The organism is Ruegeria sp. CE12, from assembly GCF_056537525.1.
The window spans coordinates 213,392-238,863 of the sequence record NZ_JBQFRS010000002.1; the positions used below are offsets into that span (position 1 = coordinate 213,392).

A 25,472-nucleotide genomic window follows, 5' to 3' on the forward strand; every position below is an offset into this window, starting at 1 on the left:
CGCGACTCTCCTGCTGGGTAAATCGGCGCATTCCTAAGGGGGTTAGGCCGCTGGGTCAAGTCTGATCAATTTTTGGGCTATTGTTACTTTTCAATAACTTAGCCATATTGCTCTGCTGTTGTATCACGCTTTTTGTTTAGATATGTTCAGGGTTCCTTTGCCATGGGGATGGACAAACCATATGGATATGCGATCACGGGTGAACACCGCCCTGAAGCAAGCAATGAAAGACAAAGCAGCCGAGCGTCTGTCGACGCTGCGGTTGATCAATGCGGCAATCAAGGACCGCGACATCGCTACGCGCGGGTCGGACAACGAAGAAGCCAAGGGGTGCGGGGACTCGGATGTTCTTGAAATTCTTGGAAAAATGATCAAGCAGAGAAAAGAAAGCGCACGCACCTACGAAGAAGGCGGGCGCCTGGATTTGGCCGAACGTGAATTGCGCGAGGTTGAGGTCATCGAAGAATTCCTGCCCAAACAGCTGGACGATGATGAGGTCGCGCAGGCCATCCAAACAGCAATCACTGCCACTGGTGCGGGGTCGATCCGTGACATGGGTAAGGTAATGGGCGAGCTTAAATCGCGCTACACCGGCCAGATGGATTTCGGCAAAGTTGGCCCGATGGTCAAAGACCATCTTTGCGCTTCTGCCAACGGAAACTGCTAGGTTTCAGAACCTGCCGTGGCTAAGCTGCGGCAGGTCCCTTCAATCGATTCAACAGATCATCATATAGCGCGATACGCTCTTCCTCTGACAGGAAGGCGCCGATTTCTACTTCTCGCCCGTCGCCGACCAGCGTGACATAGTTTGGTACCGGCCCACCTTTTTTGTGTATCTCGGGACGTGCCCAATACCTGTTACAGCTCCATTCCTTCTGACCTGAGCGCGGGCTGTGATGCACAAGCCGGGCCTTTGTGCCGGTCAAGGTCAGCACCTCGAACATACTTCGCGCCCGGTAATTCATTTCGAAGGCCAGCCACAGCCCCAAAACCGTCAGAAGCAGAAACGGAAGCAGACCCCAAAGCAGGACGGAACCCAGAACCGCCAACAACGGGATGAGCCCGAACAGAAATACTGCCAGAACAACGATCATGGCACCACGCGGGGGCAGCGAATTATGCGGCCATAGGCGCAGTTCCTGTTCGGTGTCAGAGGTTTGGTTCCATCGGTAGGGCATGGGTAAGAAATAACGCAATGAAAGCCGGAGTCGATGGGGATTCGCTAAACAACATGGCCCACACGCGACCACGAGAATGCGTCGTCGAGGCGGTCGTCACCCCAGAACACCTCACCACGCACAACGAAACTGGGCGCACCAAATACGCCCAGATCTGTTGCTTTCGCCGTTTCAGATTCCAGTGCTTCCTCGATCTCGGGGCTGCGCGCGCGCGACAACATCAGACGGGGATCCTGTTGGCATCGGAACAGGGCCTCGGACACAGCGTTCTCACCGCCAGCTTCGATCCCTTCTTCGAACCAGATGCGATAGAGCGTTTGGGTAAAGTCCTTACCCCAGCCTTCACGCATGCCAAGCAGCGCGACCTGATTGGACAGCGCCAGATCTGAGATCGGGTAGGGGGCCGGTAGATTTGCATGGATGTGATACTTGGCTGCTCTGCGTTCGATGTCGCGCCACATATAAGCTGATTTAATAGGCTTTCCCGCAAAAGGGGTGTTTTGCTGATCGGCCATCACCGTACGCACATTGAATGGACGCCAGTTGACGGTAGTCTCGTGTTCGCGGCACCACTCATCCAGACGCATCACGGTCAGGAAACTGTAAGTACTGCCAATGGAAAACCAAAAGTCGATTTCAGGCATCAGAACGCTCCGGATTCAGAGTTTCATGACACAGGATACCCTAAATCGACTGATTTTTCGATCATCCCTTTGTTTTGAGCAGTAAAACCTGAATCAGAACAGTACTTTGTCTATTGGCTTGAGCGGGGCTGGCGCCTCGTCCGTGGCCATCATCTGGCGCAGGTCGATCTCGATATTCCGGCAGATTGTCGAAATCGGAACATCTGTTACATCGCCTTCAAACGGGTCCTCCATCGAGGCACTTACCCGCTCGGTTACAAAGAAAATCCAGCACACCAACGCTCCGACCGGGGCGAAAGTCAACCAGTCAGAAATCACCGTTTGAAGAAGGGGGGCATCCGCACTGGCAAAAAACGAACGTTCGTCGTTGAACGCCAGAGGGAGCAGGAAAATGAATATCCAGCTGAAGATGCGGCCAACCTCGGCAACCTGTCTGGGGAATGGTGTATTCTTGATGCGCTCACTGCGGCCCTGCGACGTGGAAAAATGTGCGATCCGTTCGAGCAGCGCGATGTGCCAGTAGGAGTCGATTTTCTTCTCGCTCGCCAACGCTGCCAGTTGTTGGCTTTGTAAGAACAAGAGATAAGCAGCTTTGTTGTTCTTTCCTTCAAGCAGCGGCAGGTCGGTTGCGATTTGATAATCGCGCCAGCTGTCCCGATTCTGATGTAGGTCAGCACGGTCTGAGATGGGTTTATGGCCGAACAGCCAGGGACGACGTGTCCGGCCGCTGGGTGATGATTGCCGAAGCTGGTATGCGAGCATGTTCAGCCATGCGATATGCCGATCAATCAGATCTTGTCGGATGTTTGCATCGAGAGGAGTGCCGTCAGACTGGACAAGATTGCCTATGGTGTACCCCCAATCGCGACTTCCGTTTACGATGTCGCCCCAGACGCTTCGGGCTTCGATCCAGCGGGCGTAGGCAGATGTGTTTTTGAAACCCAGAAAGAAGGCGACCGCGAGGCCCAGCATGGTGACCGGCGGACTTGGGTTGTTGATGACTTCGATGGGGGTCAGTTCGTCAACCAGCACGACGAGAAATATCCAGACCAAAACGAGGCAGATAAAGCCAATGGATCCCTTGACCATTTGCTGAAACTTGATGCCGTCGTGCAAAAGCATTGCGCACTATCCTCTGCTTAAATGGCTCGGGACGTGTCAGACAAGGTCTGGATATTCACCAGTCGCCTGACAATCGAAAGGTAATTGATTTACTGAGGAAAATTAGTCGAGCACTGTTTTGTTGTCACGGAAATTCCCCGATTGCCCTTTCGTTGCGCAAAAAAAAAGCCCCGCACTGGGCGGGGCTTTCTGATTTCTTCTGACCGGATCAGTGCGCGTGGCCTTTGTCCCAGTCTTCCTGCTTTGGCAGCTGCTCGAACGTGTGTTCGGGCGGCGGCGAGGGCAGGGTCCATTCCAGCGTATCCGCGTACTCATTCCAGTAGTTGTTCTGGGTGATCCGCGCGCCACGCAGCAGGGCGTAGATCACGATACCAAAGAACAGCAGGAACGAAGCGAAAGAGACGAATGCACCGATCGACGACACAAAGTTCCACTGAGCGAACGCTTCGGGGTAGTCGATATAGCGGCGGGGCATGCCCTGACGACCCAGGAAGTGTTGCGGGAAGAAGGTCAGGTTGGCGCCGATGAAGAACAGCCAGAAGTGAACCTTGCCCCAGAACTCCGAATATTGACGACCCGTCATCTTGCCGAAGTAGAAGTAGATACCCGCGAAGATCGCAAATACGGCACCCAGTGACATCACGTAGTGGAAGTGAGCAACCACGTAGTAGGTGTCGTGATAGGCACGGTCGATACCCGCCTGCGAGAGAACCACACCGGTTACACCGCCAACGGTGAACAGGAAGAGGAATCCGAAGGCAAATAGCATCGGTGTCTTGAATTCGATCGATCCGCCCCACATGGTCGCGATCCACGAGAAGACCTTAACGCCTGTCGGAACCGCAATGACCATCGTGGCCAGCATGAAGTAGGCCTGCTGACGCAGCGACATGCCAACGGTGTACATGTGGTGCGCCCAAACGACGAAGCCCAGAACACCAATCGCGATGATCGCCCAAACCATCGGAAGGTAACCGAAGATCGGCTTACGTGCGAAGGTCGCGATTACGTGGCTGATGATGCCGAAGCCGGGCAGGATCACGATGTACACTTCCGGGTGGCCGAAGAACCACAGGATGTGCTGATACAGGATCGGGTCACCGCCACCGGCAGGATCAAAGAAGGTGAAGCCAAAGTTGCGATCCATCAGCAACATGGTGATCGCGCCTGCCAGAACCGGCAGAGACAGAAGAATCAGCCACGAGGTGACGAAGATCGACCAGCTGAACAGCGGCACCTTGAACAGGGTCATGCCCGGGGCACGCATGTTCAGGAAGGTGGTGATCATGTTGATCGCGCCGAGGATCGAGGAGGCGCCCGATACGTGCACGGCGAAGATCGCAAGGTCCATGGACATGCCGCCTTCGGTCGTCGACAGCGGCGGGTACAGAACCCAGCCCACGCCCGAACCAAGCTGGTCGTTACCACCGGGGCTCAGCAGCGAAGCCACGCCCAGCGAGGTACCGGCGACGTACAGCCAGAAGGACAGGTTGTTCATCCGCGGGAACGCCATATCCGGCGCGCCGATCTGCAACGGCATGAAATAGTTGCCAAATCCGCCGAACAGGGCTGGGATGACAACGAAGAACATCATCAGAACACCATGGTAGGTGATCATAACGTTCCACAGGTGTCCGTTAGGGGTACATGGGTCGGCCATGAAGCCTTCCAGACACATGTACTGAACGCCCGGGTGCATCAGCTCGAGCCGCATGTAGACGGTCATCAGAACCGAGATCAGACCGGCCAGTGCCGAAAAGATCAGGTAGAGAATCCCGATGTCCTTGTGGTTGGTCGACATGAACCAGCGGGTAAAGAAACCGCGATTGTCTTCATGCTCGTGACCATGAATGGCTGCGTCTGCCATTTAGGTGCCTCCTGTTGCAACTGCACCGCGCAGCCAGACCTCTCCAGCGCGCGGGATTCCTGCTGGTTTTAGAATGCGAAGGGGTGACCTTCAATGGCCGAGTTTGATCTGGATCAAGATAAATAGCCGCACCCTCTTGAAGGGGACGGGCTGAATCCCGTGTTATTGAAGGTCTGCGAGGGTGTTCTTGAGCTGTCGGAGCGGGACCCAGATCTGGCTTGCGCAGATCGGTCCGGCGCATCCTCTGAGGCGCAGCCGACCATCGGCCATCTGATGGATATCGCCGCGAAAGGTCAATCCCGTTTCAGGATGCTGCAAGCGCCCTTGGGACCATCCGGCTGTGTCTGGTTTGAGGCCCGTAATCATCAGATCACCGGGTTGGATATGTCGCCAGATGGTCACATCCCATCCCCAGAGCAGCCGACCACAAGTTAGTGTGGAGTCATTTGGGCAGGATTCGAAGCGGACAACAGCTCCGAGGTAAGGAGCTGAATACGTTCCTCGCAACTCGGCTGCCTTGGCCGAGGCGCTTGCCAGGACGAACATGCAAGACAACAGAAGGATTGGCATAATATCACCGGGTCGTACGCTGGGGCGAGGGGCGACTCTTGCGAACTCCTGATGGTAGCGAGGGTGTTCGGTACCCATCAACCGATCCCACCATGTGAAATACAGTCCCATGTTGTAGCGCCCGTTGGCATGATGCAGATCGTGATGGGTCACACTGGTCAGCCAGTCGAACAGGGGCTTCCCGTCAGAACGCGCCGGAAAGACCTCGTATCCGCAATGACCCAGCGCATTGCGTAGCATCATGTGAAAGACAAAGGCGAGCAAAGCCAGCGGATGCATTGGGATCAGCACGACAAAGATCGGCAGAAAGACTGCATTGATGACAGCTTCCGAGGTGTCGAAAGAATAAGAGGTGAATGGCGTGGGATTATGTGATCGGTGATGCGTGCGATGCATAAGCCTGAACAGGCGCCGGTGATGAAGCAGGCGATGCGTCCAATAGAACCATGCGTCATGGGCGATAATGATCAGGAGCAATGAACCTATAAGATAGGCCACACCATAGTCGTCGATTTGATCGTAAATGGGTGCAAAACCTGTTGCGTGGGCTAATCCGATGAGAATGCCGGTCGTGGCAAAGATCAGAATTGTTCGGGCGCTGATCAGAAGCTCTCGTCTGATTTGAGGCCATCTGGGGATTTGCTCGCGAATTTTTCGATTTCGTAACCTGCGTGCCAACCACATGTTGATGATCAGATATGTCCCTCCGGCACCAAAAGCGTAACGCAATGTGTCATGGGTTAGGGTGCCGATGATCAGGTCGGTCAGGTGGAACTCGGCCATTTTCGCTCTCCTTGGTTGTCAGGATGCTGAAAATGGTGCGGTCAGGATTGCCAAGGGTCTCATCGATTGCGAAATCGGTGAGAGATTTTCGAAATGAACCTGTTTTTTCAGAAACGATCAGTCGCGGTTGCGATACTCGCGGGGGCTGGAGCCTGTCTGCGCGCGAAACGCTTTGTTGAAGGGACCGAGCGAGGCAAAGCCCACTTCGTGAGCAATCTCAAGAATCGTTGTTCGACCCCGAGAGGGATCGTCCATAAGGGCCTTCGCAGCTTTTATCCGAGCAACGTTTATGAAGGTCGAGAAATTGCGATGTCCCATTTCGCCGTTGATCGTGGCACGCAATTGATGCTCGGGAACACCAAGTTCTTCAGCGAAAGCACCAATGGTCAGTCCTTCGCGCTGCCAGATACCGCGGCGCATGGCCTGTTCAACTCGCTCGGTGAGGTCGGCCCTTGATTTGAGCCCTGTTCGTTTGATGGGTTCATCTGCAACTGGCTCAAGCGCCCAAATCGCGAATAGCAGGGCCAGTACAAGGATGGCCGAGGCTTGCAGTGGGTAGATCCAATTGGGCAGGTTGGCGTCCAATCCGCTGGCTTCGACCACCGAGACGATCAGCCCCAGTGCGCCCATTGCTGCTAGAAAGCCGCGCCGGAACCGTCTGCGATCGATGACCAGATCGTCACTGTCAGTTGCCAAGGCCAAGATGATGAGGCCCAGATACAAGGCGATAGCCAAAATTCCGCGGATGAGTGTCATCGCAGGCCAAAATGGGATGAGTGCGGCTGTGACGACAGTCAGCAGGGCCAGAACTAACACGGGCCTGCGCTGAGATGCGTCGTCTGTCAGCTGGATCGTCGCCATCCAGGTCAGCGCCAGCGGCAAAAGCGTAGCGCCTGCGACCAGTAAGGGTTGCAAAGCGTTTGGCATGATCGTGGGAGCTGAAATCAACAGATAGCAAACGGTGCACAATCCCAACGCTGCCACCGAAGATGTGCCGCGCGAACGCGAGCGCGAAATCAGGACCAATGCGGTCGCGACCATTGCGCCGATTGCCATACCACGAAGTATGAGGTCGGAAATTATGATCCAGTTGGCCTCCATTGCAGGCTAGATTGCCAGCCAGCGCACGGTAAGTCTTGTCGAATCTGAATTTCAGTTGTCAGAAATCAATCGGTTGAACATGTTTGCTTGACCTCTGCCGCATGGGTCGCAAGAACATGAACAGCGGCAACGAAGAAGGTGCGACATGAGCTATGATCCCGAAAACATCTTTGCAAAAATCCTGCGTGGGGAAATTCCGTCGACCCGTGTTTACGAGGATGACGAGACGCTGGCCTTCATGGATATCATGCCACGTTCTGATGGACATTTGCTGGTGATCCCCAAAACCCCGTGTCGCAATGTCCTGGATGCATCGCCCGAGCAACTGGCGTCGGTAATGAAGACGGTTCAAAAGCTGTCGCAGGCGGCAATGAAGGCCTTTGAAGCTGATGGCGTCACTATCCAGCAGTTCAACGAGGCCGCCGGAGGGCAGGAAGTGTTTCACCTGCATTTCCACGTTCTGCCGCGCTACGAAGGTGTATCTATGCGCCCGCCCGGAAACATGGGCGATTTCGAGGTCATCGCCGCACAAGCCGATAAGATCAAAGCAGCGCTGGGTTGATCAGAGCAGCAGTTCAGTGCGACCCCGAGCAGGTTTCGTGGTCGCCGAACGCATGCATTACCTCGCAGACATGATCGTGTCTGCCATCACAGGCGGCGGTGATACGGGCCAACTCAGTTTCAAGTCGGCTGAGACGAGCGATCCGATCACGCAGATCAGCCAGTTGCCTTTCGGCAATGTCATGGGCGCGGTTCAGATCTGCGCCCTTTGCACCTTCGAGCGACAGCAGCGCTTCGATATCTGTCAGCGGCAGGCCCAGATCACGTGTGTGTTTGATGAACTGCAACCGCTTCAGGGCAGTTTCGTCATAGCGCCTTTGATTGCCCGCAGTTCTCTCGGGTCGTTGTAGCAAACCCTTGTCTTCATAGAACCGGATCGTTGGCACTTTCACTCCGGTCTTGCGCGACAAGTCACCAATTGAGAACATTTTTTTCCAAGTCCCCTTGAACCTCTAGTGACTAGAGGAATTACATTGTGTGTCGAACCAGAACAAGGGACGCACAAAACATGGCTCATCAACACTCGCATTCCGGGCATGGCCATCATTCGCACAATCACATCGATCCGTCGGCAGGGGATGCGCGCGTTGCATGGGCCATTGCTGTGAACATGTTTCTGACCCTTGCCCAGATTATTGGAGGGGTCCTGTCCGGCTCATTGGCGCTGATTGCAGATGCGTTGCACAACCTTTCCGATGCGATCGCGCTGGTCATTGCGTTCTTTGCTCGCAAAATTGCCCGTCGCCCTGCTGACCCGCGAATGAGTTTCGGCTATGGCCGTGCCGAAGTGGTTGCGGCATTGGTCAACTACACAACGCTTGTCGTTCTGTCGGTCTATCTGATGTACGAAGGGGTAATGCGGTTCTTTGAACCCGAGCCCGTCAATGGCTGGATCGTTGTCTGGATCGCCGCCATAGCGCTCATCGTCGATGTGATTACCGCTGTTCTGACCTACACGATGGCCAAGGAGAGCATGAACATACGCGCTGCTTTCCTGCATAATGTGGCTGATGCTTTGGGCTCGGTTGCGGTCATCATCGCGGGCACAGCTGTCATTCTGTTCAACTGGATCTGGGTTGATCCCGCGGTGACCATCATGATTTCGGTCTACATCCTCTGGCACGTCAAATCTGAAATTGGTGAAACTGTCCGCGTGCTGATGTTGGGTGCACCGCCTGAGCTGGAGCCCGAAACGGTCGCAACCTCAATCGAAGAAACAGATGGGGTAAGCGAAGTGCATCATGTGCACCTGTGGAGCATGCAGGAACGGCAGCCCGCGCTGACTGCACATCTGGTTATCGCTGATGAGGCCTGGCATCGGGCAGAGGCAATCCGTAGCGAAGTAAAACGCTCACTGAGTGAAGATTTCGCCATTGGACATGTCACACTCGAAGTCGAACGTTCAGAAAGCGCCTGTGTTGGCTCGCTACGGTTCGGGCATCAGGAAGATTAAGGGGTCTTAAAAAGGAATTGCCGTTCCGATTATGGGGTCGGAACGGCAGACTCGTAACCAAACACTTATCGGATTTCGCGGGCAAGCCCGGGATCACCGGTTTAACACACCACTCACTCTAGAACGGTAGGTTCATGTTACTCGTAACAGAGACAGATGTATTGAGGGCAGATGAAGTTTCTCTAAATTTTACACTAAATCGTGTAAATTTTCGGAAAACTTCGGGCATTTTGGGAAACAGAGCCTCGTCAGATTTGGCACTGTTGCTTACCTAGCGTCAAAATTCGATTCGTTGACGTCAGACTCTCAGGCCGTTGCCGGGTCGAAAATCTCTGAAAACGTCTTTCTCAATGCCACGTCCAGATCCGGCATGGTCAATGGCAGCCCAAGATCGACGAGTGATGTGACACCGTACTCCCGAATGCCACACGGCACGATACCTGTGAAATGATCAAGATCGGGTTCAACGTTAATTGAGATACCATGAAAGCTGACCCACTTGCGCAGGCGGATACCAATTGCGGCTATCTTGTCTTCCGCGGGTTGGCCGGTAACCGTCAGTGGTTTGTCTTTGCGCTGAACCCAAACGCCAACGCGCCCTTCGCGTATTTCACCTTGGACATTGAATTCCGCCAGAGCTGAGATCACCCAGGTTTCCAGTTGCTTCACGAACCGGCGCACGTCGTGCCCCCGTTTGCCGACGTCGAGCATGACATAGACGACGCGCTGGCCCGGGCCGTGATAGGTATATTCACCACCGCGCTTGCTTTCATACACGGGGAAGCGATCCGGATCGGTTAAGTCTTCTCGGCGCGCCGAAGTGCCCGCGGTGTACAGCGGGGGATGTTCAAGCAGCCAGATGCATTCGTCAGCCTCACCCGCAGAAATCGCAGCCACCCGCGCCTCCATGAAGGCAACGGCCTCTTGATAATCGGTCAGCCCGTCAGAGATCTTCCATTCCATAGGCGGCTCATATCGCGCATGCGATGGTTGCGAAAGGGGTCAAGCGGCCTCGGCAAGGCATCGCTGCAGAACTTGGGCGTAGGTCTCGGTGCCCTGAGCACCTGTTAGCAGATACTTTCCGCCAAAAACCATTGAAGGTACGCCCGATATACCGCGACTGGTCCAAAACTGTTGCTTCTCTCTGACCGAGGCTGCATGGGCCTGCGACTCAAGCACTGCTTTGGCGGCGGCCTCGTCCAAACCAACGGAGGCAACAACGTTTGCCAGTACGTCCACGTCCGACACATCCTTTTGGTCGCTGAAATACGCTTTGAACAAGGCCAGTTTCAACGGATGCTGTCGTCCCTGCGTTTCCGCCCAGTCTAACAATTGGTGGGCAGCAAAGGTATTCACCATGCGGCTTTCGTCCGTGAAATTGAAATCGAATCCGAGTTCCGAGCCGAGCGAGGTCAGGCGATCGCGCGCTTGCTGGCTCTGTTCTTCGGTCGAACCGTACTTCTCCATTATATGTTCGCGTAGGTTCTGGCCTTCGGATCCCATGGTGGGGTTGAGCTCGAATGGGTGCCATCTGAGTTGAGCCAGTACATTTTGCTGCTGTAACGCCTGATCCAACTGGCGAAATCCAACGATACACCACGGGCACACGACGTCCGAGACGATGTCGATCTGAACTACGGGACGGGAATCGGGCGATGTCATCTGGAACTCCTGAAGGGGTAGGTGTGGCAGTCTATTGAGGCTAGAGATATGGGTTGTGTCGGGGATTTCAAACCTGTGTGTTTTTGCCTCTTCACATCCCTGCGTTCAACGTCTATACGCCGCTCTACCAAGTCACAAACAGTGCGGTCGTGGCGGAATTGGTAGACGCGCAGCGTTGAGGTCGCTGTGGGGTAACTCCCGTGGAAGTTCGAGTCTTCTCGACCGCACCAACTGATCCAGAAGTGTGACCACGGATTAGTTGCCGGCTCAAATCCCAGACTTTGAAGGGCTTCGGACCATCGCAATTGGTTTGGAGGCGACTGATACCAAACAGAGCTGTTATTGATTGATCACACGGCGCTGCTCCGTTCCACTTCCCTTTTGATGGGCATATATGCGAGAGAGACAATCGTACTGTTGTTTCGCTGGTAATCAGCGACTTGCTTCCTGCAGTGCAACGAGTACTTCGGGACGACAGTAAAGTGAAAAACCACACCATCCTGCGAATAGCGCGCCAGAGTTGAAGATGACAAATCCTGACGTAAAAACAAATCTTTGGCGGAGTGCGCGATTGAGCGTTGCTCCAATGATGGACTGGACGGATAGACATTGTCGCTATCTGCACAGGCTGCTCAGTTCGGAAACGTTGCTCTATACTGAGATGGTCACCGCGCCGGCGTTGGTCCGGGGTGGGGCGCTGCATTTGCTAGAGTATCATCCTCAGGAGCATCCGGTTGCGCTGCAACTGGGGGGCTCGGACCCGCAGGAACTGGCGCACGCGGCCAGGATGGGGGCTGATGCGGGGTATGATGAGATAAACCTGAACTGCGGTTGTCCTTCGGACCGGGTGCAATCCGGGACTTTTGGTGCCGTGCTCATGAAAGATTCTGGGCGAGTGGCAGAGTGTGTCGAGGCTATGCGCGAAGCAGTCGATGTCGAAGTCACGGTCAAATGCCGGATCGGGGTGGATGAGCAGGAGCCGGAAGAGGTCTTGCCTGAATTCCTCGAACGAATTCAGGTGGCTGGGTGCCAAAGGGTGACGATTCATGCACGCAAAGCTTGGCTACAGGGACTAAGCCCAAAAGAAAATCGAGACATTCCACCACTCGACTACGATCTGGTACATCGGATGAAGTCTGCGTTTCCTGATCTTCATGTTTCGATCAATGGGGGCATCACCTCATTGCAACAGGCGCGCGAACATTTGGAAGCGGGACTAGACGGTGTCATGATTGGCCGTGCGGCTTATCATCAACCGACCAATATCCTCTCTAAGGCTGATCCGTTGATTTTCCAGACTGGGAAGGCTGCTGATCCGATTGAAGTTGTCGGAAAAATGGTGCCCTATATCGAACAACACCTTGCCGACGGTGGTCGGTTGCACCAGATCACCCGGCATATGTTGGGCCTGTTTGCGGGCCGTCCCGGCGCACGTGCGTGGCGCAGAATGTTGTCTGAGGGTGCGGTTCGGGATCATGCAGGACCAGAGGTTTTGTTGCAGGCGCTTGATCGCGTGATGTCGCAGGAACAGGTGCAAAGAGCAGTTTAATACGGCCCTGAGCCGGTATTGGGGGGATGATGCCCGAGACGATGTTGCTGGCCCAGATGCTGGGCCTTTTGCTTGCAATCGGGGCTTTGGCCGGTGTTCTGGCCGGACTGCTTGGCGTTGGAGGTGGTATTGTTCTGGTTCCCGCCTTTTTTTATGCCTTCCAGACGCTAGGATATGGCGGGCCGCAGTTGATGCAGATGTGTCTGGCGACTTCGCTGGCGACAATCATCGTGACGTCGGTCCGATCGGTTATGAGCCACAACAAAAAGGGTGCGGTCGACTGGGATATCCTGCGCAGTTGGGGTCCGGGAATTGTGATCGGGGCGATTTTTGGGGTTCTGGTTGCATCAGCGCTGCATACCGAAATGCTTCAGGCCTTGTTTGGCATATTGGGAATGGTGATCGGGGCTTATCTGGGGCTTGGTCGCTCAGAATGGCGATTGGGTGATGCTATGCCCAAAGGTCTTCGGCGCGCTGCGCTGTCCCCTTCGGTTGGTTTTCTCTCTGTTCTGATGGGGATCGGCGGAGGCAGCTTCGGTGTGCCGTTGATGAGTCTGTATAACACCCCGATCCACCGCGCGGTCGCCACGGCCGCTGGTTTTGGCGTGATCATCGCGGTCCCTTCGGTTTTGGGTTTTCTGTTTCTGGACATCGCTCCTGAACATCGTCCACCGTTGACAATCGGAGCCGTGAACCTGATCGCGTTTGGCATCGTGGTAGCGATGACAATGATAACCGCCCCGTGGGGTGTTAAGTTGGCACATGCGATGGACCCCAAACCGCTCAAGCGGGTTTTTGCGGTGTTCCTGACGCTGGTGGCTTTGAACATGTTGCGAAAGGCGCTGGGCTGGTGAGCGAGTTTCTCAAAAAGGGTTGGATCAAATTCCCCCATGACCCGGTACTATCAAACTGGGTAGAGCAGGTTCTGCCTTCGGCAAAAACATCGGTGTCTGATCCTGCACATGCTGAGTGGCATGATTGCGAGGGTACTTGGTTCATCGGGGTCGATGCATTGGACAATGACGCTCGGGGCAGGGTGGCGGGCTCTGCTGCTTTGTCCGGGAGTGCGATCGAGTTTGTGGAGAGTCACTATGGACGACTTGATCTGCACAAAGGGCAGGTCTCGATCATCTATCCGGGTTATCCGCGACCGAGACGAGGAGAGGGTGAAGCTGCTGCGCGCTATCGTGCCAATCGGGATGCGGCCCATGTCGATGGACTAAAACCCATGGGGCCAAACAGGCGACGTCAGGTGGATGAGCCGCACGCCTGGGTATTGGGTATCCCGTTAAGTGAGGCCAGTGCTGATGCCTCTCCCATGGTACTGTGGGAAGGGAGCCATAAGATCATGGGGGCGGCGTTCAGACGTGCTGTCGCCGGAGTGCCCGCTGCGCAGTTGGGATGCACAGACGTAACTGAAATCTATCAATCGGCGCGACGTGAGGTTTTTGATACCTGCCCTCGGATCGAACTTCCGGCCAAGCCGGGCGAGGCCTATTTGCTGCACCGCCATTGTCTGCACGGCGTTGCACCTTGGGGAGAAAATGCAAGCGCAGGACCGGATGGACGGATGATTGCCTATTTTCGGCCCGAGTTCACTGGTGGTGTGGCGGAATGGATCGAATCCCCGTAACGTCCTGTCATTCTTAGGATTTGGAGGGTTTGTTCAATGATTACGGTCCACACGAATTCCGATGGCGCGCTGATCGAAGTTGAGCTGTCGGGGGAAGTGACAAGCGCAGATTATGCCACCACACTGGTTCCGGCCATTGAGGCGGCGCTAGCTGAACACGACTCGGTTCGTCTGTTGGCGATCGTGTCACCCGAGTTCAAGGGATACGATCTGGGTGCCGCTTGGTCGGACACCAAGCTGGGCCTCAGCCATTGGCGCGGCTTTGACCGGATCGCGGTGGTGGCAGATCAGGGGTGGGTGCAAACCAGTATTCGACTGGCGGCACCGATTTTGCCATGTCCCGTGCATGTGTTTGAAATGACCGAAGTCGAAACCGCCCGGCGCTGGATTCGTGAATCCCTTGGCGCGATCCATGTCATTGATCTGGGTGGCCCCTGTGTTCAGGTCAGCCTGATGGGAAAGCTTGACCCGGAAGAGTACAAGCAGGCCGAACGTGATCTGGATGACAAGCTGCGCGATCGCGACGGGTTTAGGCTGTTGATTGATTTGCGTGAGTTTGACGGCTGGCAGGGTCTGACAGCGATGGCGGCGCACTTCCGACTGGCGCGTGGACATATCGGGCTACTCGACCGCGCAGCTATTGTCGGAGACAAAGCGTGGCAACATATGGCGCAGCGTTTGGCAAGCCACGTACTGGGCACGCGGACACAGTATTTCCCCTCAGATGAATATGAGAATGCCAAATCCTGGTTGGCTGCAGGATAGGTGTGCTGGCGGAGGAATCGGTTTCCTCCGCCATATATTGTTGTGCTGCGCAGGCATGGGGATGCTCAAACGGTTTGGTGTCAGACCTCGTGCGAACAGCTGAAACTACGCCTTTGAGATACTAAACGCTCGGTGACGTTGCGTCGTAAACGCGCTCGGGTGCCAATGTGGTTGCGAATAAATGTTGAGTTTCGAATGATTTTTTATCATTCGGTAAAAAAATGATGTAGATTACCCGGATTTTCCCCCTAATCCCTGCATCCTTTTTTTGTATTGGCACCGCGTCGCTGCGGGTCTCCACTCACTCACTTGAAGTCCTCGAGCTCTCCCCCTCGGAGTTCGGATCGGATCCGCAGCGGCACAGGTATCACAGGTATTGGAACACCCAGATGCGATTGCTCGAAAGATTGAAGTACAAATTTCTGATCAAAGACATGAGCACCCCTGTTCCACTCGGAGTGCGAAAAACACTGCAGCGGGCCACTGAGAAACCAGCGACCAATCGCTCGGAGATTTCAAAGATCTTCCAAGCCGAGTTGGAAAACCCAGCAGCAGGCGGCCCAGAGAGGGAATAACTAAGGTGCCGTTGTTTCGTGCAATCCGGGGGCGGATTAACTGCGCTCCAACCGCGCTGCACGGCCACCACGACGTTTTGCCAGTCTGGGCTTACGTTCGGGCAGATCCTGCATGATTTCGGCGCGTTCGTTGCTGTCCATTTTCGACCATCGTGTGATTTCATCAATGGTGCGATAGCAGCCGGTGCAGATGCGTTCGGTCGGATGAACGACACAGATCTGGACACAAGGGCTTTCAACCTCGTTCCTTTTCCAAACCATATTAGTCATCAGAGGTCTCCGACCCGTTACAGAAAGCGCAGCCTGTCCAAGGCTCCCTGCAGGATATAACCTGCCGCGACATGATCGATAACCTGTCCGCGACGTTTTCGTGTCGTATCCGCCTCAAGCAGTGCCTTTTCTGCCGCAACCGTGCTGAGCCGTTCGTCCCAGAAACCGATGGGCAATTCGGTCAGACGAGACAGATTTCGCGCAAAAGCACGTGTGGACTGACAGCGGGGGCCCTCGGTTCCATCCATGTTTTTGGGCAAGCCAAGCAGGATTCCTCCAATCTCGCGATCAGTGACGATTTCCATAAGGCGTGCAGAATCCAGCGTAAATTTCTTACGCCGAACTGTTTCCAGTGGACTGGCGACTCCACGCATACGGTCCGATACGGCGACGCCAATGGTCTTTTCACCGAGATCCAGGCCCATCAGCGCCGTCATCGGCTGCAGGTCGGCAGCAAAATCTTCGAATGCATCGTGAATCATTGGGCAATCCCGGCCTGTTGTGCAGCGGCAGCTATCATCTGCAGCGCGTTGTCGTTTCCTGCGAAAACGCTTAGCGCTTCATCCCGAATTCCGATTGCGCGTTCCTTATCACCTAGCACACCAAGTGCAGCAATCAGACGCGCCCATTCTTCAGGCGACCCACCTTCGGTCGCAAGCCGATCGGACAGCTGATTGACCATACCTCTGATCATGTCCTGACGTTCTTCGGCTGTCAGTTCTGCCGCGGCCTCCATGTCTTCTTGGGTTGGGCCAGGTGAAGCCACAGGCAGTTGAGGTGGATTGAAGACGCCAGCGCGGAAGGCGAGATCGTCCATTTGAGACCGGATCGCATCCGCCCAAGGCGCCCCGGCGGGGGCAGATCGCAAGGTATCCAGCCAGACGCGATAAGCTATATCGGGGCGTCCCGTCTGGGCCAGCATCTGTCCCCAGTAGTATCGGGCAGGGCCAAGGTCGGGGCTACGCTCAAGCGCTTGGCGCAAGGCTTCCTCGGCCTCGGGCGAAACATATCCGCCTGCTGCAAGAATCATCATTTCAGCCAGGTTTGAATAGGCCTCGGCTGACGCCTCGGGGCCGGACAATTCTATCACCCGACGTTGGGCTTCGTATCCTGCCTTGAAGTTGCCTGCGTTGGTCTCGTGCTGTGCCAGCAGGATATGCCCCTGCAGGTCATCGGGGCGCTGGGCAACCGTGTCGCGCAGTTTTTGCAAGAGTTGCGCATAGCTCTCTTCCAGTTTGGGGGGCTGAACCGGCGTCGTCTGCTCTTCGGCAGCGGCCTGGCTTGGGCGGTTCACGCGCAGTTCCTCGGCCAATTCCAACCGTTCCGAGAGCGGCATATCGGGAAAACCTGCTGCGCCGATGCGATGATACATGAACCATGCGCCACCAATCAGAACAAGTGCAACTGCGATCACAGCAACTGCGGACGTCACGCTGGATGGGCCAGCCTGAGCCTTCTCACCCCGCATCTGTGCATCAGCGGCAAGTATGCGGCGCGAAATTTCGGTCCGAACACGTTCTGCATCTGCCTGCCCGATGACGCCGCGCGCCAGATCGCGGTCCACGCCTGCCAGTTGTTCGCGATAAACGCGCAGGTCATAGGCCGCAGTTGGCTCATCGCTGCGACGTCCCCGAAGCATCGTGTAACCCAAAAATGCTGCGATCAGCAGCGCGGCCAGAATAGTCAGGACCGTGAATGGCATATTATCTCCGAATTCGTTGCCCTGACTTAGACCTGTGAGCCCCTCAAAAAAAGGGACAAATGGCCGCGAATGGTGCACATGTCGCAATAGCACTATATTGCGGCGTTGTGCGGCAGGGGTATTCTGCCCTCACAATGCATATCTGCGCCCAATCACGAGACCTGACGGATTCGCACATGAGACACTATTCAGCCTTTGCTGTAGCGCGTGAGGCGCTGCGTTATCACACCGGGTGGGAACGCGCCTGGCGTTCGCCCGAGCCTAAAAAGCGCTATGACGTCATCATCGTAGGCGCTGGTGGTCACGGTCTGGCGACCGCGTATTACCTGGGCAAGAACTATGGCATCCAGAATGTTGCAGTAATCGAAAAAGGATGGCTGGGCGGTGGTAACACTGGTCGGAACACGACCATTATCCGCTCGAACTATCTTCAGGATCCATCCGCCGCGATCTACGAAAAGGCGCGTGGCCTATATGAAGACCTGAGCCAGGACCTGAACTACAACGTTATGTTCAGTCCGCGCGGCGTTATGATGCTGGCCCAGACCCAGCACGAAATCCGCGGGTATCAGCGTACGGCCCATGCCAACGCGCTGCAGGGCGTAAAGACCGAATGGATCGGTCCCGAGCGCGTGAAGGAACTGGTGCCAATCATCAATATCCACGGTCCGCGTTATCCCGTTCTTGGAGCGCTGTGGCAGGAACGTGGTGGCACCGCACGTCACGATGCTGTGGCCTGGGGTTATGCACGTGCCTGCTCGAACATGGGCATGGATATCATCCAGAAATGCGAAGTTACCGGCGTCCGTCAGGAAAACGGACGCGTAACAGGTGTCGAAACCACCAAAGGCGCGATCGAGTGTGACAAGCTGGGCATCGTGGTTGCGGGCCATTCCGGTCAGTTGGCCGAGATGGCAGGCTTCCGTCTGCCGGTAGAGTCTCTCGCTCTGCAGGCATTGGTGTCTGAACCGATCAAACCCTGCATGGACGTGGTCGTAATGGCCAACACCGTGCACGGTTACATGTCGCAGTCTGACAAGGGTGAGATGGTGATCGGCGGCGGTACCGACGGGTTCAACAACTACACTCAGCGCGGGTCTTTCCATCACATCGAGGAGACCGTCCGAGCGCTGGTCGAAACTTTCCCGATGATCTCGCGTCTGAAGATGCTGCGCCAGTGGGGTGGCATCGTGGATATGACCGGTGACCGGTCTCCGATCCTGTCGAAAACGCCTTTGGGTGGCTGCTTCATCAACTGCGGTTGGGGTACCGGTGGCTTCAAGTCGATCCCTGGCTCTGGTTGGGGTATGGCGCAGCTTATGGCTACGGGCCACTCGCCGCTGACCGAAGCCTTCTCGCTGGAGCGTTTCAAAGAAGGTCGCTTTATCGACGAAAGCGTTGCAGCCGGGGTGGCGCACTAAGGTCCGGTTGAACTGGTCCTGACTGTGTCAAACGATAGATTTCAGGTCGGCGTTGTCGCTGACCTACCGCCGAAAGGATGAACATATGCTGATCCTCAATTGCCCGTATTGCGGCGTGGATGCTGAAGAGTCGGAACTGGCCGCTGGCGGTGAAGCGCATCTGAAGCGCTTTGGCCCCGGGTCGTCGGATGGTGATTTCCACGACTACCTGTTCATGCGTGAAAACCCGAAAGGTGTTCATTTTGAACGCTGGCGCCATGCAAATGGCTGCGGCAAGTGGTTTCACGCTGCGCGCTGCACAAACACGCTTGAAGTATTCGGAACGTATTCCGCTCAGACTACTGAGCCACCAAAGGAAATTCGCGAAGCCATTTCGGCCAAGCGCCCCGGCTGGAAGTGGAGAGACTTTGAATGATCCGCTTCGCCATTTGTAATTCCGCCTGCGAAAGGTCCGCAACATGAGCACCCGTCTCGCAAAACAAGGCCGGCTGATTGACCGGTCGAAACAGGTCACCTTTACCTTCAACGGCACCTCAATGCAGGGCTATGAGGGCGACACGCTTGCCTCGGCCTTGCTGGCCAATGATCAGATGATGATGGGCCGGTCGTTCAAATACCACCGTCCGCGTGGCGTTGTCGCCAGCGGCGCGGAAGAGCCGAACGCCTTGGTTGGTCTGGGGCAGGGCAGCCGGTTCGAACCGAACCAGCGCGCCACAACCACTGAACTGTTCAATGGCCTGACCGCAATTTCACAGAACCACTGGCCGAACCTCGAATTCGACATCGGCGCTGTGAACACCGCGCTGGCCCGGTTCCTGCCGGCTGGTTTCTACTACAAGACGTTCATCCACCCCAAACCGTTTTGGAAGCACGTCTATGAGCCGTTCATTCGTCAGTCCGCCGGTCTGGGCAAGGCACCGGACAAAGAGACACGCGATGCCGACACCTATGAGCACTTCTACGCCTTCACCGATGTTCTGGTGATCGGTGGCGGTGTCGCTGGTCTTCAGGCGGCTAAGTCTGCAGCGCAATCCGGCGCGAAGGTCATGCTGATTGAGCAGACCGCGCATTGGGGTGGTCGCGCCCCGGTTGATGGTGGAACCATCAACGGCGAACCTGTGGATAAGTTCGTGGAACAATTGGTTTCCGAACTCGAAACAATGGAAAACGTCACCATGCGGTCGCGCTGCATGGGGGCAGGAGTCTATGACCATGGTTATGTACTGGGTTACGAGCGTCTGACGGATCATAAACCGGGTACACAAGGTCCTCGTCATCGCCTGTGGCGCATCCGCGCCAAACAGGTCGTGACTGCGACCGGTGCAATTGAACGCCCGCTGTCCTTTGCTGGTAACGACGTGCCGGGTGTCATGCTGGCCTCGGCCATGCGCGACTATGTCGTGAACTGGGGTGTGACCCCGGGTGACCGCGTGATCGTCGCCACCAACAACGATGATGCCTATCGTACCGCAATCATCCTGAAACAGGCCGGTGTTGACGTCCTGCGTGTCGTTGATGCCCGTGCTGCAGCAGGACCATTGGCTGAGGAAGCACGCCAGCTTGGCATTCGTGTTGATCCCGGTAAGGCGATTGCCAAGGTCAAAGGTGGCAAGCGCGTTAAGAAGGTTGCGATCTGCAATCAGGAAGGCATCGGTGGTGCCCGGGAAGAGGTCGAATGTGATGCCGTCGCCATGTCGGGCGGCTGGTCTCCGGTCGTTCACATGTGGTCTCACTGCGGTGGCAAACTGATCTGGGATGAAGCGAATGCGCATTTCCGTCCTGATCCGGATCGTCCGCCACTGGGCGCCAACGGAGAAGGGTTTGTTCTGGCGGCCGGTACCTCCAACGGGCCGCTGGGCTTGGGCGACGTTCTGACCGATGCGCATGCTGCTGGTAAAGCGGCAGCCAAGGCTGCAGGCTTCAAACCCAAAAACACCAAGGCACCAGAGGGAGCGACGACAGACGAGGCTGCGATGGAAGCAGTCTGGCTGATGCCGGCGAATGCTGAAATTCAGCTGCGCATGAAGTCCTGGCTCGACTTCCAGAACGACGTCAAAGTGTCCGACGTTCAACTGGCTGCGCGTGAAGGTTATGAAAGCGTTGAGCATACCAAGCGCTACACAACGCTGGGCATGGCAACGGATCAGGGTAAACTCAGCAATATCAACGGCCTGGCGATCCTGGCTGACTCGTTGAATTCTGAGATTCCTCAGGTCGGAACCACCACTTTCCGTCCGCCTTACACCCCCATTTCGATGGGTGCGATTGGCGGTGAGGCTCGTGGCGATGTCTTCCAGCCGATCCGTCAAACACCGATGCACAACTGGCACGACAAGAATGGCGCCGATTGGGAGCCGGTCGGCCACTGGCGCCGGACCTACGCCTATGTGCGCCCCGGAGAGACTGTGCATGACGCGGTGAACCGTGAGGTGAAGAACACCCGCGACAACCTTGGCCTGCTGGACGCCTCGACGCTTGGTAAACTGATCGTCAAAGGCCCTGATGCCGGCAAGTTCCTGGACATGATGTACACCAACATGATGTCCACATTGAAGGTTGGCAAATGCCGCTATGGCCTGATGTGTTCAGAAAACGGTTTCCTGATCGACGACGGCGTTGTTGCGCGTATCGATGAGGATACATGGCTTTGCCACACGACCACCGGTGGAGCGGAACGTATCCATGGCCATATGGAAGAGTGGCTGCAGACCGAATGGTGGGACTGGAAAGTCTACGTTGCCAACGTGACCGAGCAATATGCGCAGGTCGCCGTTGTCGGCCCCAACGCCCGCAAGGTGTTGGAGAAGCTGGGCGGCATGGATGTCAGCAAAGAGGCGTTGCCGTTCATGGAGTGGCGTGACGGCAAGATTGGCGAGTTTGATTGCCGCGCCTACCGCATCTCGTTCTCAGGTGAGCTCTCTTATGAGATCGCCGTCCCCGCCAGCCAGGGTCAGGCGTTCTGGGATGCCTTGATGGACGCAGGCAAGGAATTCGGTGTGATGCCTTACGGCACCGAATGCCTGCACATCCTGCGGGCCGAGAAGGGCTTTATCATGATCGGGGATGAAACCGATGGCACCGTGATCCCGCAGGATCTGGGGCTGCACTGGGCGATCTCGAAAAAGAAAGAGGACTTCCTCGGTAAGCGTGCGCAAGAGCGCGAGCATATGATCGATCCCGACCGCTGGAAACTGGTCGGTCTCGAGACTGTGGATGGTTCTGTAATCCCTGATGGGGCCTACGCAGTGGGTGAGGGGGTAAACGCCAACGGTCAGCGCAATATGATCGGGCGTGTAACCTCGACCTATTACTCGGCCAATCTGGGCAAGGGAATTGCCATGGGTCTGATCAAACATGGTCCGGATCGCATGGGTGAAATCGTCGAGTTCCCGGGTACAGACGACAAAATCTACAAAGCCAAGATCGTAGACCCGATCTTCTTTGACAAGGACGGGGAGAAGCAGAATGTCTGAACCCATCAGCGCATTGAACCACGCCAGCTATGATGGCATTGCCAAGGTCGAGGAGTGCGGCCTGCAGGGTATGATCACCTTGCGTGGTGATCTTTCAGACAAGGTTCTGATCAAGGCAGTCAAAGATGCGACAGGGCAGAAGGTTCCCGGTCAGCGCGAAGTCTTCGTGGATGGAGATACCGGCGTTTGCTGGATGTCGACCGATGAGTTGCTTGTGCTGGTGCCATATGCCGAGGTTGAGGCCAAACTGGCAGCGATGACCAATGCTCTTAGCGGGACACATGCACTTGCGGTCAACGTTTCAGACGCGCGTGCGGTGTTCCGTATCTCGGGTGGAAGTGCGCGCGAGGTTCTGGGCAAGCTGGCGCCGGTCGAACTGTCGGCCGAAACCTTCCAGCCCGGGCAGATCCGCCGTTCACGTTTAGCTCAGGTAGCTGGGGCGTTCTGGATGGATGACGCCGAGACTTTCCGCGTGGTGTGTTTCCGTTCGGCAGCAGACTATGTATTCAAACTGCTCAAGGTTGCAGCACAGCCCGGCAGTGAGGTCGGTGTCTACTGACCTCACAGTTTTTGATAACTGCGAACAAATTGTGCCATCCTGCTGTTGCAGGATGGCACATTTAGTTTTGATATTGCATATCTATTTGGTCTTCAGCTATGAGTTTGGAAGTTCACAAAGTGACATTGATAAGTTGATGAGGTCTAAGTTTTTGTGTTTGCCGGTGCTTTCGCAGTTTGATCGGAAATGTCGGTTTCGTAAGTCACTGATGCAATCATAACTTGTTTTTTGAAACGAGCCATAGACGAAAGCCATAGATAGTAAAATTGTAATGAAGATTTTTAGAACTGGCGTTCTGGCCGCGTTGGCGACAGCTGTATCTGTCGGCTTGGCCAATTCTGAGGAATACAAAGAGACGTTTGAGTGCTCATTCGAGAGGGGTATGGGAAAGCGTCCCACACCAACTCGTTTAGTGTTTTCTGTAGATCTCTACGGGCGATCTGCACTTTTACACGAAGTAGAAATCCCACGTATCGACACAACACCCGGTGTAGCTGACGTTAAAAGAGATAGTTACAAGGTACTTTCAATCTCGTGGTCAGCAAAACGGTACGTCTTCTCAGAAGATGGCAGAAAGATAAATTCTCATAGTACAAGTATCGAAAGTATCGACCTTAATACGCAGGAGTTTTCCATTTTTCTGGATCGCCGAACGATGAAAGCTATTGCGCGGACACAGTCCAGCGACATTCGCTACAAATACGGCGAAGCCGAAGGTCAATGCATTCTAAGAGCCTTTCCCAATAACTAGATGAGTAAAAAATGAAGACTGCTATAGCTGCCCTTTTTCTGGGTTTGTCTACGGTTGGTACATCCGTGGCTGCCGAAACATTTAAAGAGACTTTTGAGTGTGAGTTTGGGCGTGGCCTTGCAAATCGGCCAACGCCGAGCCGGGTCGTGTTCTCGGTGGATGAATATGGACGGTCAGCACTGTTGCACAACGTCGAAATTCCAAAGCTCGACACCGATACCGGATCAGGCAGGATAAAGCGGGATACTCACAAGTTACTGGTTATAGCGTGGGTTGGCGATAACTACCTCTATACCGCGAGCGGACGGCCTTACGCGACGAACGAGTCTCGGTATGACGCGATCGACCTGCGCGATCTCGAATTCACGATCAATCTAAACCGAAATACTATGAAGGCGACGGTAAAGTCGGCGACCTCCATCGCATACAACCGGCGTGATGGCTTCGCGAAAGGAAGCTGCATCGCAATCGCTGCACCAAAATAACCAGACAAGGAATGTATCGATGAAACAAGTAATCATCGCGACGAGCTTAGCGCTTTTTGCAGCAACTGCTCAGGCGGAAGTACGGAACTACGAATGTTCCGTACATAGTATCGAAGCACAAGGTTGGATTCCACCGCGCGTGATACTTAGCATCGACCCTGAGAATAAGCGAGCAAGGGCCTTTGATGGGGCTATCATTTCCGCAAATGAGCTCGCAGGACGGGAAGAAAACACGCCTGTGGACGCTCGCTTCAAATCTACGCGCAAAGGTGAATACGAGGTGAGCTGGCGGATTACGCTTTCCTCAAATTCAACCCGACAATTTCGAGTGAACTATACCGCGAAACTAAATCCGGAAACCAACAAGCTGAACATGCGTGCGAATTTCCCCATGGATGGCTTAGCCAATAGGCCTAAGGGGGACGGAGTCTGTAAATTGGTAAGTAAACCAAGCCTTTATTGAATGTACCCAAGCTGGAGAAAGCGGGATATCCTCGCTTTCTTCGCTGTCGCCGGGAGCTTTCTTATTCTTCGTCCTGGCGTTGTTCAGTCTTTGAACAAGACGGTATGATAGCGTGATAATCCAGCGCTGGATAGCAGGCTTAGTCTATCCAGAGGTGCGTTGTTCCCGTCGTAAGCATCAGAGTAAAAGGACAAGACATTGAGTAGAGCAGCAGTTTTTTCGTGCCGCTCCTCAGCTTCCAACAATGGTGAATGAAGGGAAAGCAATAAAGCGGGGCGTTGCTTTTTCAGCCATTCCAACAAAGTTGGTAGTACGAGGAATTCAGCCCCTTCGATATCCATTTTGACAAGTGAGATTTTCGACAGATCGTTTGCAGTTTCGAACTGATCCCAGGCGATCGTAAGTGCGTCGTTCCCATGTTCAGCGTCGTGTAACAGAGAACTGGTTGAATCCCCGGGCTCTCCGCGAACTGAGGCCATGCGAGCGACGCCGAATTCGTTTGAAAGGGCCACACCAAACGCCGAGACGTTGTCGATGTCGTTGAGGTCCAGATTCCATGCCAGATGGCGGAACGCTGTTGGATCGGGCTCGAAACACCAGACATGCCGAGCTTTACGGGCACCGTATAGAACCGTCGGGCCAATCCAGGCGCCGATGTCCAGATAGTCACGGTCGGGCGAGAGGTATTTGTCGAGTATCGCGAATGTCTCAGGTTCCCACGCACCGGATGATGCCTTGCGCCAGAATTTCGAATGATATGGGTCAAGGCGGAAGGGCTCGCCATTCAGGTTGCCCGCATAGTATCCGCGGGCGCGGTAGAACATCTTGCGCGCCTGTGTAAGCATTGCCTGCCTCCGGGTTTTCTCGTCTCGGCTCTTGACCTGC

At 55.2% G+C, this 25,472-nt stretch carries 26 protein-coding genes, 1 tRNA gene and 1 pseudogene; 15 read left to right on the forward strand and 13 right to left on the reverse strand.

Features of this window, described 5'->3' with window-relative positions; translation table 11 throughout:
- Nucleotides 1–181 precede the first annotated feature (181 nt).
- The gene (locus tag ACR0IO_RS05870) at nt 182–667 is read left to right on the forward strand and encodes a GatB/YqeY domain-containing protein (RefSeq protein ID WP_155151353.1); all 486 of its coding nucleotides are present in this window, start codon (nt 182–184) and stop codon (nt 665–667) included.
- Nucleotides 668–686: 19 nt separating this feature from the next.
- On the opposite strand, the gene ACR0IO_RS05875 is transcribed toward ACR0IO_RS05870, so the two are convergent.
- The 6 genes from ACR0IO_RS05875 to ACR0IO_RS05900 all read right to left on the reverse strand — a co-directional run bounded on the left by ACR0IO_RS05875 (nt 687) and on the right by ACR0IO_RS05900 (nt 7,220).
- Entirely contained in the window at nt 687–1,178 is a 492-nt protein-coding gene (locus tag ACR0IO_RS05875) for a DUF2244 domain-containing protein (protein ID WP_480740072.1), read from the reverse strand.
- Between the two features lie 44 nt (nt 1,179–1,222).
- Complete coding sequence (locus ACR0IO_RS05880; RefSeq protein ID WP_480740074.1) at nt 1,223–1,822, reverse strand: DsbA family protein; 600 nt, start codon at nt 1,820–1,822, stop codon at nt 1,223–1,225.
- A gap of 93 nt (nt 1,823–1,915) precedes the next feature.
- Nucleotides 1,916–2,944, reverse strand: coding sequence for a bestrophin family protein (locus ACR0IO_RS05885; RefSeq protein ID WP_480740076.1), 1,029 nt, complete (start codon nt 2,942–2,944; stop codon nt 1,916–1,918).
- 208 nt (nt 2,945–3,152) lie between these two features.
- Nucleotides 3,153–4,811 (reverse strand): cytochrome c oxidase subunit I, encoded by a 1,659-nt coding sequence (gene ctaD, locus ACR0IO_RS05890; protein ID WP_155151342.1) that lies wholly within the window; start codon nt 4,809–4,811, stop codon nt 3,153–3,155.
- A gap of 162 nt (nt 4,812–4,973) precedes the next feature.
- Complete coding sequence (locus tag ACR0IO_RS05895) at nt 4,974–6,164, reverse strand: sterol desaturase family protein (RefSeq protein ID WP_480740078.1); 1,191 nt, start codon at nt 6,162–6,164, stop codon at nt 4,974–4,976.
- Nucleotides 6,165–6,281: 117 nt separating this feature from the next.
- On the reverse strand, nt 6,282–7,220 hold the full coding sequence (locus tag ACR0IO_RS05900) for a helix-turn-helix domain-containing protein (RefSeq protein ID WP_480740079.1): 939 nt from the start codon (nt 7,218–7,220) through the stop codon (nt 6,282–6,284).
- A gap of 190 nt (nt 7,221–7,410) precedes the next feature.
- Here ACR0IO_RS05900 and ACR0IO_RS05905 point away from each other — a divergent pair, with 190 nt between their 5' ends.
- A complete protein-coding gene (locus tag ACR0IO_RS05905) occupies nt 7,411–7,827 on the forward strand; it encodes an HIT family protein (protein ID WP_480740081.1) in 417 nt (138 codons plus the stop codon).
- Between the two features lie 13 nt (nt 7,828–7,840).
- Here ACR0IO_RS05905 and ACR0IO_RS05910 read toward each other — a convergent pair whose 3' ends face one another.
- Nucleotides 7,841–8,254 (reverse strand): MerR family transcriptional regulator, encoded by a 414-nt coding sequence (locus tag ACR0IO_RS05910; RefSeq protein ID WP_480740083.1) that lies wholly within the window; start codon nt 8,252–8,254, stop codon nt 7,841–7,843.
- Between the two features lie 80 nt (nt 8,255–8,334).
- Between ACR0IO_RS05910 and ACR0IO_RS05915 the strand changes: the two genes are divergently transcribed.
- Complete coding sequence (locus ACR0IO_RS05915; RefSeq protein ID WP_480740085.1) at nt 8,335–9,279, forward strand: cation diffusion facilitator family transporter; 945 nt, start codon at nt 8,335–8,337, stop codon at nt 9,277–9,279.
- 306 nt (nt 9,280–9,585) lie between these two features.
- Here the strand turns inward: ACR0IO_RS05915 and lipB are convergent.
- Nucleotides 9,586–10,278, reverse strand: a pseudogene (lipB, locus tag ACR0IO_RS05920) (lipoyl(octanoyl) transferase LipB); the annotation flags it as partial.
- A 3-nt stretch (nt 10,279–10,281) separates the two neighbouring features.
- Entirely contained in the window at nt 10,282–10,941 is a 660-nt protein-coding gene (locus ACR0IO_RS05925) for a DsbA family oxidoreductase (RefSeq protein ID WP_480740087.1), read from the reverse strand.
- A gap of 143 nt (nt 10,942–11,084) precedes the next feature.
- On the opposite strand from ACR0IO_RS05925, the gene ACR0IO_RS05930 reads away from it, so the two are divergent.
- From ACR0IO_RS05930 to ACR0IO_RS05950, 5 genes are all read left to right on the forward strand, one after another.
- A tRNA-Leu gene (locus ACR0IO_RS05930) sits at nt 11,085–11,171 on the forward strand.
- A gap of 296 nt (nt 11,172–11,467) precedes the next feature.
- A complete protein-coding gene (gene dusA, locus ACR0IO_RS05935; protein WP_480740089.1) occupies nt 11,468–12,490 on the forward strand; it encodes a tRNA dihydrouridine(20/20a) synthase DusA in 1,023 nt (340 codons plus the stop codon).
- Nucleotides 12,491–12,519: 29 nt separating this feature from the next.
- A complete protein-coding gene (locus tag ACR0IO_RS05940) occupies nt 12,520–13,344 on the forward strand; it encodes a sulfite exporter TauE/SafE family protein (RefSeq protein WP_480740091.1) in 825 nt (274 codons plus the stop codon).
- A complete protein-coding gene (locus tag ACR0IO_RS05945) occupies nt 13,338–14,123 on the forward strand; it encodes a hypothetical protein (protein WP_480740845.1) in 786 nt (261 codons plus the stop codon). The genes ACR0IO_RS05940 and ACR0IO_RS05945 overlap by 7 nt, the downstream gene beginning before the upstream one ends.
- Nucleotides 14,124–14,159: 36 nt before the next feature.
- Nucleotides 14,160–14,888 (forward strand): SpoIIAA family protein, encoded by a 729-nt coding sequence (locus ACR0IO_RS05950; RefSeq protein WP_155151288.1) that lies wholly within the window; start codon nt 14,160–14,162, stop codon nt 14,886–14,888.
- A 611-nt stretch (nt 14,889–15,499) separates the two neighbouring features.
- On the opposite strand, the gene ACR0IO_RS05955 is transcribed toward ACR0IO_RS05950, so the two are convergent.
- The 3 genes from ACR0IO_RS05955 to ccmI are packed head-to-tail and all read right to left on the reverse strand — an operon-like array spanning nt 15,500 to nt 17,435.
- Nucleotides 15,500–15,733 (reverse strand): DUF1289 domain-containing protein, encoded by a 234-nt coding sequence (locus tag ACR0IO_RS05955; protein ID WP_155151285.1) that lies wholly within the window; start codon nt 15,731–15,733, stop codon nt 15,500–15,502.
- Nucleotides 15,734–15,750: 17 nt separating this feature from the next.
- Nucleotides 15,751–16,215, reverse strand: a complete 465-nt coding sequence (gene ruvX, locus ACR0IO_RS05960; protein ID WP_155151282.1) for a Holliday junction resolvase RuvX — start codon at nt 16,213–16,215, stop codon at nt 15,751–15,753.
- A complete protein-coding gene (ccmI, locus tag ACR0IO_RS05965) occupies nt 16,212–17,435 on the reverse strand; it encodes a c-type cytochrome biogenesis protein CcmI (RefSeq protein ID WP_480740096.1) in 1,224 nt (407 codons plus the stop codon). The genes ruvX and ccmI overlap by 4 nt, the downstream gene beginning before the upstream one ends.
- A gap of 176 nt (nt 17,436–17,611) precedes the next feature.
- On the opposite strand from ccmI, the gene ACR0IO_RS05970 reads away from it, so the two are divergent.
- The 7 genes from ACR0IO_RS05970 to ACR0IO_RS06000 all read left to right on the forward strand — a co-directional run bounded on the left by ACR0IO_RS05970 (nt 17,612) and on the right by ACR0IO_RS06000 (nt 24,587).
- Nucleotides 17,612–18,856, forward strand: a complete 1,245-nt coding sequence (locus ACR0IO_RS05970; RefSeq protein ID WP_155151276.1) for a sarcosine oxidase subunit beta family protein — start codon at nt 17,612–17,614, stop codon at nt 18,854–18,856.
- Nucleotides 18,857–18,941: 85 nt separating this feature from the next.
- Nucleotides 18,942–19,271 (forward strand): sarcosine oxidase subunit delta, encoded by a 330-nt coding sequence (locus ACR0IO_RS05975; RefSeq protein ID WP_155151273.1) that lies wholly within the window; start codon nt 18,942–18,944, stop codon nt 19,269–19,271.
- A gap of 43 nt (nt 19,272–19,314) precedes the next feature.
- Nucleotides 19,315–22,329 (forward strand): sarcosine oxidase subunit alpha family protein, encoded by a 3,015-nt coding sequence (locus ACR0IO_RS05980; protein WP_480740100.1) that lies wholly within the window; start codon nt 19,315–19,317, stop codon nt 22,327–22,329.
- Nucleotides 22,322–22,888, forward strand: coding sequence for a sarcosine oxidase subunit gamma (locus ACR0IO_RS05985; RefSeq protein ID WP_480740102.1), 567 nt, complete (start codon nt 22,322–22,324; stop codon nt 22,886–22,888). The genes ACR0IO_RS05980 and ACR0IO_RS05985 overlap by 8 nt, the downstream gene beginning before the upstream one ends.
- 271 nt (nt 22,889–23,159) lie before the next feature.
- Entirely contained in the window at nt 23,160–23,639 is a 480-nt protein-coding gene (locus ACR0IO_RS05990) for a hypothetical protein (RefSeq protein ID WP_480740104.1), read from the forward strand.
- Between the two features lie 11 nt (nt 23,640–23,650).
- Nucleotides 23,651–24,124, forward strand: a complete 474-nt coding sequence (locus ACR0IO_RS05995; protein ID WP_480740106.1) for a hypothetical protein — start codon at nt 23,651–23,653, stop codon at nt 24,122–24,124.
- A gap of 19 nt (nt 24,125–24,143) precedes the next feature.
- On the forward strand, nt 24,144–24,587 hold the full coding sequence (locus ACR0IO_RS06000) for a hypothetical protein (protein ID WP_170331059.1): 444 nt from the start codon (nt 24,144–24,146) through the stop codon (nt 24,585–24,587).
- An 83-nt stretch (nt 24,588–24,670) separates the two neighbouring features.
- Here the strand turns inward: ACR0IO_RS06000 and ACR0IO_RS06005 are convergent, their stop codons facing one another.
- Entirely contained in the window at nt 24,671–25,432 is a 762-nt protein-coding gene (locus ACR0IO_RS06005; protein WP_480740108.1) for an FkbM family methyltransferase, read from the reverse strand.
- Nucleotides 25,433–25,472: the final 40 nt, after the last annotated feature.